This window comes from Natronomonas salina, assembly GCF_013391105.1.
GTDB lineage: Archaea > Halobacteriota > Halobacteria > Halobacteriales > Haloarculaceae > Natronomonas > Natronomonas salina.
The window spans coordinates 1222576-1234631 of record NZ_CP058335.1 but is presented as its reverse complement, the minus strand read 5'-3'; the positions used below and the strand labels follow the sequence as shown (position 1 = coordinate 1234631).

At 64.7% G+C, this 12056-nt stretch carries 8 protein-coding genes and 1 pseudogene; 4 read left to right on the top strand and 5 right to left on the bottom strand.

Annotated features, from left to right (window positions below; genetic code table 11):
* Nucleotides 1–202 precede the first annotated feature (202 nt).
* Both HWV07_RS06720 and HWV07_RS06715 read right to left on the bottom strand, forming a co-directional pair.
* Nucleotides 203–1249, bottom strand: a pseudogene (locus tag HWV07_RS06720) (RNA-guided endonuclease TnpB family protein).
* Between the two features lie 194 nt (nt 1250–1443).
* Nucleotides 1444–2022 carry a GNAT family N-acetyltransferase gene (locus HWV07_RS06715; RefSeq protein WP_178333562.1) on the bottom strand — a complete coding sequence of 193 codons (579 nt, stop codon included), beginning with the start codon at nt 2020–2022 and terminating at the stop codon, nt 1444–1446.
* Between the two features lie 118 nt (nt 2023–2140).
* Between HWV07_RS06715 and HWV07_RS06710 the strand changes: the two genes are divergently transcribed.
* Nucleotides 2141–4117, top strand: coding sequence for an AMP-binding protein (locus tag HWV07_RS06710; protein ID WP_178333561.1), 1977 nt, complete (start codon nt 2141–2143; stop codon nt 4115–4117).
* Nucleotides 4118–4580: 463 nt separating this feature from the next.
* On the opposite strand, the gene HWV07_RS06705 is transcribed toward HWV07_RS06710, so the two are convergent.
* Entirely contained in the window at nt 4581–5051 is a 471-nt protein-coding gene (locus HWV07_RS06705) for a phosphopantetheine adenylyltransferase (protein WP_178333560.1), read from the bottom strand.
* Nucleotides 5052–5295: 244 nt separating this feature from the next.
* Between HWV07_RS06705 and HWV07_RS06700 the strand changes: the two genes are divergently transcribed.
* Nucleotides 5296–6414 (top strand): DUF7261 family protein, encoded by a 1119-nt coding sequence (locus tag HWV07_RS06700; protein WP_178333559.1) that lies wholly within the window; start codon nt 5296–5298, stop codon nt 6412–6414.
* A 116-nt stretch (nt 6415–6530) separates the two neighbouring features.
* On the opposite strand, the gene HWV07_RS06695 is transcribed toward HWV07_RS06700, so the two are convergent.
* Both HWV07_RS06695 and HWV07_RS06690 read right to left on the bottom strand, forming a co-directional pair.
* On the bottom strand, nt 6531–8324 hold the full coding sequence (locus HWV07_RS06695; RefSeq protein ID WP_178333558.1) for a S9 family peptidase: 1794 nt from the start codon (nt 8322–8324) through the stop codon (nt 6531–6533).
* A 92-nt stretch (nt 8325–8416) separates the two neighbouring features.
* Nucleotides 8417–8680 carry a DUF8028 family protein gene (locus HWV07_RS06690; RefSeq protein WP_211694237.1) on the bottom strand — a complete coding sequence of 88 codons (264 nt, stop codon included), beginning with the start codon at nt 8678–8680 and terminating at the stop codon, nt 8417–8419.
* Nucleotides 8681–8885: 205 nt separating this feature from the next.
* On the opposite strand from HWV07_RS06690, the gene HWV07_RS06685 reads away from it, so the two are divergent.
* Entirely contained in the window at nt 8886–9938 is a 1053-nt protein-coding gene (locus HWV07_RS06685; RefSeq protein ID WP_178333557.1) for a glycosyltransferase, read from the top strand.
* 111 nt (nt 9939–10049) lie between these two features.
* Nucleotides 10050–12038: an AMP-dependent synthetase/ligase gene (locus HWV07_RS06680; protein ID WP_178333556.1), complete on the top strand. Its 1989-nt coding sequence runs from the start codon at nt 10050–10052 to the stop codon at nt 12036–12038.
* Nucleotides 12039–12056 lie beyond the last annotated feature (18 nt).

Here is a 12056-nt window from a genome sequence, read left to right as displayed (position 1 = left end):
TCAGGTTGCGCGTTTCCTCGGCCCTCAAAGACGCTTTCGCGTGGAGCGTCAGCGGTCGCCGCTCGGTTACGACCCCGAGCGTGCTTTCCAGCGCATACAGCCGGGTCAACGCGGCCTTCCTCCCCGGTCACGCCGGGCGACTGCAAAGCAGACGGTGGAGTGTTCAGTCCACGAGGCCGCACGGTTCGCCTCACCCGAAGTGTTAGGCCGTGCATGGGTCTCCCTCCCGTTGACGGATGTTCTCGGCGGCGTTCAGGTCGGCATGACGACCACGGTCGCATTCGGAACACGAAAAATAGTCACCGTCACGTGTTCCGTCGGCACCACATGCCGAACAGCGCTGACTCGTCTCGAACGGATCAACTACCTCGACGCGAATCCCGGCCCGTTGGGCTTTGTAGGTGATGAACTCCTGAAGCTGGTGGAAGTGTCACGAGTGAACGCCGCGCCAATCGCTTCCCGCTCTAATCCCCTCTACGTCCTCGAGTTTTAGAACAGGATTCTCGAACTGTTGTGCCCAGTCGATGAGGCGACGGGAGGCGGTGTGGTTGAGGTCACGGATCCGACGCTGTTCTTTGTTACCCACGCGGTTGCGTGCGCGAAGCGCACCCGCCTCTTGGAGCGACTCGCGTAGGGAACGATATTTGCGCCGAACGTATTTCGCCTCACGACCGGACATAAGCAACGACTCACCGCGCTCGGCGTCTGCCGCCAGCAGATGGTTGTGGCCAATATCTACGCCGATCGCTGTTCCGTCGCCTAACTCGGCGTCGGATTCGACGGTGAACGTACAATACCAGTCCTCGCCACGGCGATACACCTGCAATCGGGACTTGTCAGCGTCGCCGTCCACGAGACGGGCAACGTCGTCGGCGATGTCATCGTACACATCGATAGGGGTGTACCACCACCCTGAGATACAGGGGAACCCGACGACGACCGATCCGTTCTCAGTGCGATCAATCTCCCAGTTCTGGTTGTTGATCGCGAACGGTTGGCTGGCGTGGTACTTGACGGTGCCGTCCTTGTTGTAGTCAGCTTTGGCTTCGCGGATGGCCTGATTCTGGATGGCGGAATACAGGTCGTTGTTGATGCTAGCCGTGGTCACACGCATGCCAAACTCACCGGCTTCCCAGCCGTCGATGCAGAATTGCTTGGTGTCGCGGTACAAGTGGGTGGCGCGTTGGCACTCTCTGCGCCGCTCACGGGATGGATTGTGAAACGTCGTGGTGACAGCTCTCGTGACCACGGGAACAACAGTATCTGGCTCGGAATCGCATATAAACCGTGGGAATATCAGACCGGTCGTGGCCGGTGGTTTGTCCCCGATTTGTCGGCTTCATCCCACGGCTAAAGCCGTGGGCTTTCGCCTTGCTTCTACTGTAAGCAATACCGCTTCGATGCCAGCCGTGGCTGCAGCCGCGGGCGGCAGTTCGGGCCGCCTCAGCTGGTGTCGTACTTGTAGGTCGCCTCGTCGGGGTCGATCCCGAAGTCCTCGGGCGTCTCCTCGGGGCCGGTGTCGGGTTCGTCCTCGGCGGCGACCTTGAACGCCTCGCGGAGGTCGGCAGGCATGCTGAATTCGTCGGTGCCGATGCGCATCGGGACGGCCTCGGGGTCCAGCGACTCCTTCTTCTGCTCGAGGCGGTCCTGGAGCATCTCGGGGAGCTCGTCGGGGGAGACACCCTCGAAGCCGAACTGCGCGAGGTACTCGTGGCTGCTCGTCAGCGAGTAGACGTGGTCGAAGCCCTTCGCCTCGGCGCTGTCGATCAATCGCTCGACGACGTGCGCCCCGACCCCCTGTCCCCGCCAGCCGTCGAGGACGCCGATGGAGGTGAGCTCGCAGACCTCCTGGTCCTCGTCGGCGTGGATGCGGATCCGGCCGAACCCGGCACGCGCGTTCGACTCCTCGTCGACCGCGATGACGTAGTCCCGCGAGCGGAAGGCCGTCTCGTCCAGACCCATCGCCTCGATGTGGTCCAGCAGCCAGGCCTCATCGCGGTTGCGTGCGTCCCGGACGTACATACGGGGGCCTTTGGAGGGCCCACGCAAAACCGTTCCCCCTCAGCATGGAAACGATAAACCTGTTCTTAATTAAATCGCGTACGAAACCTACTTGCCGCCGGGTGCGAACACGTGGCATATGGAATCACTGGAGGAGTTCGACGAGGTCGTCCACGAGCCCGACCGGGAGTTCGTCGAGTCGACCAACGTCTGGCAGTTCATGCAGGAGTACGACATCGACGACTACGACGAGCTCATCGAGCGGACGACGGGCGACGTCGACTGGTTCTGGGACGAGCTTCCCGACTACATGGGCATCGAGTGGTACGAGGAGTACGACGCGGTCCGCGACGACACCGAGGGCCCGCAGTTCACCGACTGGTATCCGGGCGGCGAGCTGAACGTCGCGCACAACTCGGTCGACCGCCACGCCGCCCGCGGCGAGGAGCGCCGCAACAAGGTCGCCTGCATCTGGGAGGGCGAGGACGGCGAGACGCGGAACTTCACGTACCACGAACTGCAGCGGCAGTCCAACCAGGTCGCCAACTACCTCGACGCCGTGGGCGTCGGCAAGGGCGACACCGTCGCGACGTACATGCCGATGGTCCCGGAGGTCATCTCGATCCTCTACGGCTGCTTCAAGGTCGGCGCCATCGCCGTCCCCATCTTCTCGGGGTTCGGCGTCGACGCCACCGCGACGCGCATCGAGGACCCCGAAGCGGACGTCCTGTTCACGGCGGACGGCTTCTACCGCCGCGGCGACGAGGTGAGCCTCAAGGAGCCCGCCGACGAGGCCATCGAGGAGGCCGACCACGACGTCGAGAACGTCGTCGTCTATCGGCGCTTCCCGGACTCCGACCCCGCGATGACCGACGGCCGCGACGAGTACTGGACGGACGCGGTCGACCAGCAGTCCGACGACTTCGCAACGCGGGAGCTCGCCTCCGACGACGAGTGCATGCTCCTCTATTCGTCGGGGACGACGGGCACGCCGAAGGGCATCGTCCACACCCACGCCGGCGCCCAACTGCAGGCAGCCAAGGAGGTGTACTTCGGGTTCGACCTCAAGCCGAGCGACCGGTTCTTCTGGGTCTCCGACATCGGCTGGATGATGGGGCCGTGGACGCTCATCGGCACCCACACCTTCGGCGGGACGATGGTGATGTACGAGGGGGCGCCGGACCACCCCGAGCCGGACCGCTTCTGGGAGCTCATCGATCGCCACGACGTCACGCAGTTCGGCATCTCGCCGACCGCGATCCGCGCGCTCCGCAAGCAGGGCGACGAGTGGGTCGAGGGTCACGACCTCTCCAGTCTCCGCCTCCTGGGCTCGACCGGCGAGCCGTGGGACCCCGAGTCGTGGCTGTGGTTCTACGAGGAGGTCGGCGGCGGCGAGGCGCCGATCATCAACATCTCCGGCGGTACCGAGATCTTCGGCTGCTTCCTGATGCCGATGCCCATCCAGTCGCTGAAACCCTGTACGCTGGGCGGCCCCGGCCTCGGGATGGACATCGACATCGTCGACGAGACCGGCGAGTCGATCCGCGAGACTCACGAGCGCGGATACCTCGTCGCTCGGGATTCCTGTCCCTCGATGACGAAGTCGCTGTGGCAGGGCGACGACCGGTATCTCCACGAGTACTGGTCGAGCTTCGAGGACCCACCGATGTGGGACCACGGCGACTGGGCCCAGAAGGACGAGGACGGCTTCTGGTTCCTGCACGGCCGCGCCGACGACGCGCTCAACGTCGCCGGCCGGAAGGTCGGCCCCGCGGAGATCGAGGGCGCGCTCATCGAACACGAGGCTGTCAACCAGGCCGCGGCGGTCGGCGTCCCCGACGACACTACCGGGACGGCCGTCGTCACGTACGTCGTCCTCGAGCCGGGCTACCAGGTCAGCGACGCTCTTCGGGAGGAGCTCCGCGAGAAGGTCGGCGAGGAGCACGGCAAGCCATTCCGTCCGCGCGAGGTACTGTTCGTCGACGAGTTCCCGAAGACCCAGTCCGGGAAGATCATCCGGCGCGCCATCGAGGCGACCTACACCGGCGAGGACCTCGGCGACATGTCCTCCATCGAGAATCCAGACGCACTCGAGGAGATCGAGAACGCGCGCTAGGCGACGGGAACTATACGGAATTCGGCCCGGTCGGTCGCTGTTACGTCAGGCGCCGCTGGTTACGGGTTTGAAAAAATCGGGCTGCCGGTGCCAGAAGGGTGACGGGATATTGTTGTCTTGGGCGTTGCCTCGTCGTCGACATCGTCGTTGTATGCGCGATAGACTGTTTCGTCACCTCCTTGAACTATGGTATGGTGTGGCGTAGCATTAACCTTGTGGCCGTACGGGTGAGTTACGACTGCTGGAGTGTCGCCTATTCTGGAAAAATGGTGCGTCGCGTGTCGCCGGCAGCGTGTTGATGGAGTTCCAAGCCGATACGGCGCGGAGGTGACGGCTCTCTCATCGTCACCTCCGACACACCATGATAGAGGTTGACAAACAAAGTGGGTTCTGCCCGCATTTGCAAGCCGAACATCAGCTCACCCGTTCCAATCCTCCTAATCCAGCTTCGAGGTTCTCCTCGTCACTCGAGTAGCCGCCCGTGCTCGTCGATCTCCCCGCGGACGATCCGCGTCGACGAGATGGGTTCGCCGTCCTCGGCGAGGACGTGGTCGACGACGATCGGTTCGAGCGGGTCCATGCCTCGCTCTTCTCGTCGTCGATTGATGTCGTCGACGAGGTCGTCGGTCTCCGGCGAGACGACCAGTCCGTCCAGCGAGGGGTCGTCGTCCGCGAACCCGTACTCGTCGTCGAACTCGCGTATCTCGAAGTCACGGTCCCACTCGTCGAGGTCGTTGAGCAGTTCCGGTACGGCCTGCTTGCGCTCCTCAAAGGGTGGGATCGGCCGCGGGTCCGGACGCCGCGAATCGATCGCGAATCTATCGCTTGCGAGCCCGACGACGACCCCGTCGTCGCCGCGTGCCAGTGCTGCAGCAAACATCTCGCGGTGGCCGTCGTGGAGCGGGCCGAACGTCCCGGCGACTGCGACACGCATACCGGACATAGGGACGGAAGCCACATAGAATCCAGTATGTAGTTGAAGGTCTGCAAGGACATCCCATCCTTCGAATATCTGGCGTGAAACAAGTCGCTCAGGTCGAGCAGGCTACATCGAACACCGCCGGAGTGAAACACTGCTCAAATCTCGCTTATTAGCGATCTTTCCATGTATTTCTCCTCGTAATCGTCGGGTGAATGGCCGCCTTCATTTATGTACGTCAGCATCGATTCGAAGCCAGATGATCGGGGGGAACGAAGCGCGCGGCCAAGTGATGGTGATCGGAGCCCTGCTGATTGCTGTCCTCTTCGTCGGACTGGCAATCGTCCTTAATGGAGCGATCTATACGGAAAACCTCGCCACACAGGAGGCTACCTCGACGTCAGATGCGGTTGACTTCGCGACGAATGCGGAAGAACGGCTCTCACTCGCCGCCCGAAACGCGAACTGGAATGAGGATGACCACTCATACCAGGAGCGGCAGGACAAGGTTCACGCGTCAGTTGAACGATGGGACGTCCGCGCTGGTCGAGAGAGTGCAGTCCGGGGACGATCAGCCTCGATCCAGGTCGGTGGAATGACAGAGGGCGTGCGCGTCTCCCAGCACACGCCTGGTGACTTCATGCCGGCTGACGACTCCCTGGATCAGTACCTCCTCGATTCGACAATCGATCCACTTGGACTGGGTGACCGGACGAACTGGCTCATCGCCCCGGATGTTCACACCCGCGACCTCAATGTGACTGTCAGGCGTGACGAGCTAAAAGGGGTCGACCAGAGCTTCTTGGCGGATATGAGTGACCTGGTCAACGAGTTACTGACCGGAAGTGACGTCTTCTGGATCCAGATCGATGACGGCGAGACGACCTGGAAAGTCTATCTGTTCGAAATAAACGAGACTGGTGAGATCGCGACGGTCGTGACGACTGATGATGAGACCGAGCCTGATAGTGTCTGCCGCGTCACCGGAGACTGGGCGACCATCGATTTCGAGAACAGTGAACTGCGCGGCGACACAACCGTTGATTGCCCGGCGCTGTCGTTCTACGACGAGCTTGGTGCCCACAATATGTACTGGGTGGGCGGGGACGAAGTCCATGGGTCCTATCACTTCATCGCCGACAACTCTCAGTCGGAATTTCGTGATAACCTGAGGTCTGAATACGACTCCTTGTTGGAGAGTGCCTTCAACGATTTACTTGATACCTTGTCTCTCTCCGAGTTCGTCCGGGACTTGCTTGGCGAGGATGGTTCCCCGGAGCCGTTCACGACAAGTGCAGTCTACAACACCTCCCTCTTGTTCACATATGACGACGGCGATATCCGGTATGAACGTGATATCACTGTCACTGGCGGCTGAATCGTCCTGGAGGGTGGAGGAAGAATCCAGCCGAAGCACATCAGATTAGGACTGCTGCTCGACGGGTTCTCAGTCCCCTCCAAACAACCCCCCATCGCTCGCTGTCCTTCCAGTCCCTACACGCGCTCGTCGAGGAACTCGACGATCTCGGTGTAGGCCTCGATGCGGTTCTCGCGCTTCGAGAGGCCGTGGCCCTCGTCGTCGAAGATGAGCTTCCGGACTGGGACGCCCTGGCCATCGGCTTCTTCGGCGATCTGTTCGGCCTCGCCGACCGGGACGCGCGGGTCGTTGGCGCCGTGGAGGACGAACAGTGGTGCCTGGATGCGCTCAACGTTGTTGATCGGCGAGATGGACTCGAGGAACTCGCGGTCGTCCTCGAGGGAGCCGTACTCGGCCTCGCGGAGCGCGCGGCGCCACGACCCCGTGTTCTCGAGGAACGTCACGAAGTTCGCGATGCCGACGACGTCGATGCCCGCAGCCCAGATGTCGGGGTACTCCGTCAGCGCGGCGAGCACCATGAAGCCGCCGTAGGAGCCGCCCTTGGCGACGATGCGGTCGCCGTCGATCTCCGGGCGCGCGGCGAGCCACTCCGCGGCGGCCTCGATGTCGGCGACGGAGTCCATCCGCTTCTCGACGTCGTCGAGATGGGTGTACTCGCGGCCGTAGCCGGTCGACCCGCGGACGTTCGGCTCGAAGACCGCGTAGCCGTGGGCGAGCAAGTACTGCTTGACCGGCGAGAACGACGGCCGGCGCTGGCTCTCAGGGCCGCCGTGGATGTCGATGACGACGGGTGCGCCGGCCTCCGGGACGTCGTCGGGTAACGAGAGATACCCCGGAATTTCGCGATCGTCGAAGGTGTCGTAGTGGGCGAGGTCGCTCTCGACGAACGACGCTTCGGGGATGCCCGCGGTCGAGGCGTGCGTCCAGCGCTCGGCGTCGCCGGTCTCGACGTCGACGACGTAGACGTTCGTGTTCACGGTGTCCGCGGTGACGGTCAGCGCGAACCGCTCGGCGTCGTCGTCGAACGCGACGCCACCCGAGACACCTGCCGGGATATCGGGGGCTGGGTACTCCTCGATGGTCGTCGGGCCAGCGAGTTCGCCCACGGTCAGTTCGGTGTAGCCGTCGACGTTCCGCGAGTAGACCAGCCGGCCGGTCTCGTCGTCCAGCGCGATGCCGTCGAGGTTCCAGTCGCCGCCCTCCTCGACGACGTCGATGTCGCCGGTCTCGGCGTCGACGCGGGCGAGGTACAGCGTGTCGGCATCGAGGTCCGTACAGCAGTAGAACGCCTCGCCGTCGGGCGCCCACGAGAGGCTGCTGTAGCGGATCTCGCCCTCGGAGTGGTCAGTCAGATGCGTCAGCTCGCCGGACTCGACGTCGAGGACGTGGACGTCGTGGTCGAAACTGGAGTACGCCTCGTGGACGAGCAGCCGCGAGTCGTCGGGACTCCAGCCGCCCAGCGAGAGCCAGCCATCGCCCTCGACGATCAGCTCGGCGTCGTCGCCAGTCTCCTCGCGGCCCTGGACGTAGACGTCGAAGACGGACTCGTCGCGGCGGTTCGAGGCGAACGCGATGCGCTCGCCGTCGTGGCTCCAGCCGCCCCAGCGGTGCTTGGCGTCGGTCTGGGTGAGGTTCGTGACGACGCCGTCGTCGTCCAGTCGGAACAGCTGCTGGCGCTCGTTGCCGCCCTCGTCCATCCCGAAGGCGAGCTCCTGTCGTTCCGGCGACCACGAGGCGAAGGTGATCCGCTCGTCATAGAAGGTTCGCTGGTCGGGCCACGACCCCGGTTCCTCGAGGGTCCACACCTGCGGCGTGCCGGTGGCGTCGAGCCGGAACGCCAGCGTGCCGTCGGGCGCGAACGACGCCCCGAACGCGCTCCGGACGTTCAGATACCGTTCGATGTCGTACACGTCTCCTCGATGTGGCGCCTGACCTAATAGCGATTCGCCCGGTCTTTACCTCCTCCCACGGCTGAAGCCTGTGGGCTTCCGCTCGCGACGTGTCAGTTGGGTCTACCTCGGTCGTTCCCCCCTCCCTCGTTCCTGTAACTGTGGCCTACCAGCAGTGCGACGATGTTGACGACGAGGAGTTTTGTGAACCCGGCGAACGACAGCGACGCCGCCTGCAGCAGCGGCAGGTACGACAGCGGCAACAGTGCCGCGAGCCAGAACGCTGCGCCCCGGACGAGGCCGACGACCTCCGCGATCGCCCCTCGAACCACGCCGTAAGTGTCTGGTAGGAGTCTCTTACCACCTTCGGTGCTCATGCAACGTTCTGGTAAGTACAACGTACTGGTTTAGCTGTTTTAACCGGGTATCTCGGTATACGACCGATTCGATTCGAGTTAGGTAGTGCTCATATTTATCTAATTAGTAATTGCTTAACAGCCGATATCGAACGTCACCCGTCGATCGATCCGCGGCGGTTCGGCTTCCGCGCCCTTTTTGCCACCGGCCGTCGTCGAGGGTTCCATGCGCGTCGCGGTCGTCGTCAGGAACCCGCCGCCGAAGTCAGAGCGTACCGGGGCTCTCAGGCTCCGGCGGCTCGCCGCAGCCCTCGCCGACCGCGGCCACGAGGTCACCGTCTACTGCGTCGCCTGGTGGGAGGAGTCCGGGCGTCGCCTCGAGTTCGACGACCTCCAGTACGAGGCGGTCACCTTCGACTCGCCGGCGCTGTTCGTCTCTCGCGTCCCGGGCCTGCTCTTCCGAGACCGACCGGACGTGGTCCTCGTCTCCCCGTCGCCGCCCGGGACTGCAGTGGCCGCATCCGTGGGCGGCACGCTCGCCCGGGCGCCAGTCATTTGCGACTGGTACGGCGACGAGCGCGGCATCGACGACTCGCGAGTCACCAAGTTCGCCGCCAAGCTCCCGACCAGGGTCGTCACGCCCTCGGAGCTTCACCGCACGCGCGTCCGCGAGTGGGGCGCCAGCGACGCGGCCGCGACGGTCGTCCCCCAGAGCATCGACTTCTCGGTGATCGAGTCGACCGAACCCGCCGACTACCGCGACGTCGTCTACGCGCGGCGCCTCGACGCCGACGCCAACCTCGAGAGCCTGCTGCTGGCACTGGCGGAGCTCCGCGGACAGACCGACTGGACGGCGACGGTCATCGGCGACGGCCCCGAGCGCGCCGACTACGAGCGGCAGGCCCGGGACCTTCACCTCGGCGACCGCGTCGAGTTCGTCGGCGAGTGCGACCGCGCGGAGCGCGTCGCCATCTACCGCGGCGCCCAGACGTTCGTCCAGACCGCCAAGCGCGCTCACTTCGCCGAGGAACTGCTGTGGGCGCTGGCCTGTGGCTGCGTCGGCGTCGTCGAGTACCAGGGCGACTCCAGCGCCCACGAACTCGTGGAGCGCCGCGAACGGGGCATCCGCGTCACCGACATGGAGAACCTCGACGACGCCATCGAGGACGCCTGGAGTCGGGGGTTCCGCGACGTCGACAAGGAGTTCCAGCAGTTCGACCACGACGCCATCACCCGGCGGTACCTCGAGCTCTTCCGGGAGTGCGGCGTCGAGGTGTAGGCGACCACTACGAATCCAACGAAATCAGCAGTTCTTCCTCGTCTGCTGCATCGGTATCGAGAGGCTTGTTTTCCGGATAGTTTCAAGTGTGGTTGGTATTAACACTCGGGCATGGGCTGGAAAGAGGCCGAACGGGAGTACACGGACGAGGTAATCGGGGAGACGACCATCCCGCGGCTGTTCTTCGACGCCGTGGAGCGGTACGACGACGGCGCCTGCCAGATGTACAAGGGCGGCGTCTACGACCGGGCACTCGTCGCTGGCGACGTCGTGCCCGCGGCGCCGCACGGCGGCTACGCCGAACTGAGCTACCGCGAGGTCGGCGATATCGTCGGGCGGCTGGCGGCCGGGTTCCGCGACCTCGGCGTCGAGCCGGACGACCGCGTGAGCATCTACGCGGACACCCGCATGGAGTGGGCCCACGCCGACCTCGCGCTGATGACGACGGACGCGGTCGTCACGACCGTCTACACGGAGTCGTCGCCCGAGCAGGTCCAGTACCTGCTGAACGACCCCGGGGCGACCGGCGTGGTCGTCGAGAACCGCGAGCTCCTGGACAACGTCGCGGCGGTCGAAGACGAGGTCGACGTCGAGTTCGCGGTGCTGCTCGACGACGACGAAGCGACGGACGTCCTCGAGGCGGACGTCTACACGCTCGACGAGGTGTACGACCTCGGCGACGCGGACTACGACCCCGAGGCCGTCGAACGCTGGGTCGACGACCAGGACTGGGAGGAGCTCTCCAGTCTCGTCTACACCTCCGGGACGACGGGCGACCCGAAGGGCGTGGAGCTGACCCACAAGAACTGGCGGACCTGCCTCAACCAGGTCCGGAAACGCATCGGGCCGCGGCCGGACAAGCCCGAGGACGTGCCGACGCTGGAGGCCGGGAAGACGTCGCTGGCGCTGCTGCCGCTCGCGCACGCCTTCGAGCGGTCGAACCACTTCCAGAGCCTCGGCGGCGGCGTCACGCTGGCGTACGCCGGCAGCACCGACACCATCGCCGAGGACATCCAGCAGGTCCAGCCGAACTTCGCGGCGGCGGTCCCGCGGGTCTTCGAGCGCATCTACAACGGCATCCGCGAGCAGGCCAGCGAGTCCGGCCTCAAGAAGCGCATCTTCGAGTGGTCCGTCGACGTCGCCCAGGAGTACGACCGCGCCGACGACCCCGGGCCGTTCCTCGAGGCGAAGCTCTCGGTCGCCGACCGGCTCGTCTTCTCGACGGTCCGGGAGGCCCTCGGCGGCAACATCGAGATGTTCATCTCCGGCGGCGGCTCGCTCTCGGAGGAACTGGCCCGGCTCTACCGCGTGATGGGCGTCACCATCATCGAGGGGTACGGACTCACCGAGACCGCGCCGGGGCTGACGTTCAACCCGCCCGAGGACATCCACGTCGGGACGATGGGCGCCGCGCTCTGCGACGTCGACCTCCGGCTCGACCCCGACGTCGTCAGCGCCACCCAGAAGGAGGCGGTCGACGGCGAGGTCGGCGAACTGCTCGCGAAGGGACCGAATGTCTTCCGCGGCTACTGGCAGAAGCCCGAGAAGACCGACCGCGCGTTCACCGACGACGGCTACTTCCGGACCGGCGACATCGTCTCGCGGGATGCCGACGGCTACTACAGCTTCGTCGACCGCCGGAAGAACCTCCTCGTCCTCGATACGGGCAAGAACGTCGCGCCCGAACCCATCGAGGACGCGTTCTCGACGTCGCCGCGGGTCGACCAGATCATGGTCGTCGGCGACGACGAGAAGTTCGTCGGCGCGGTCATCAAACCCAACTTCGAGGAGCTGTGGGACTGGGCCGACGACGAGGACGTCGACGTCCCGCGCGACCCCGAGGCCGCGACCCGAGACGACCGGGTCCGCGAGTGGGTCGCCGAGGAGGTCGACCGCGTCAACGAGACGCTCGGCCACCACGAGCAGATCAAGGAGTTCCGGCTCGTCGCCGAGGAGTGGACCGCGGACAACGACCTGCTGACGCCGTCGATGAAGAAGAAGCGACGGAACATCCGCAGCGCCTTCCAGGACGACATCGACGACATCTACGGTCGCGGGCCGAGAGCCGACGCCGGAACCGGACAGGCGGCGACGGACTGACCCCGTCGTCCCCTCGTC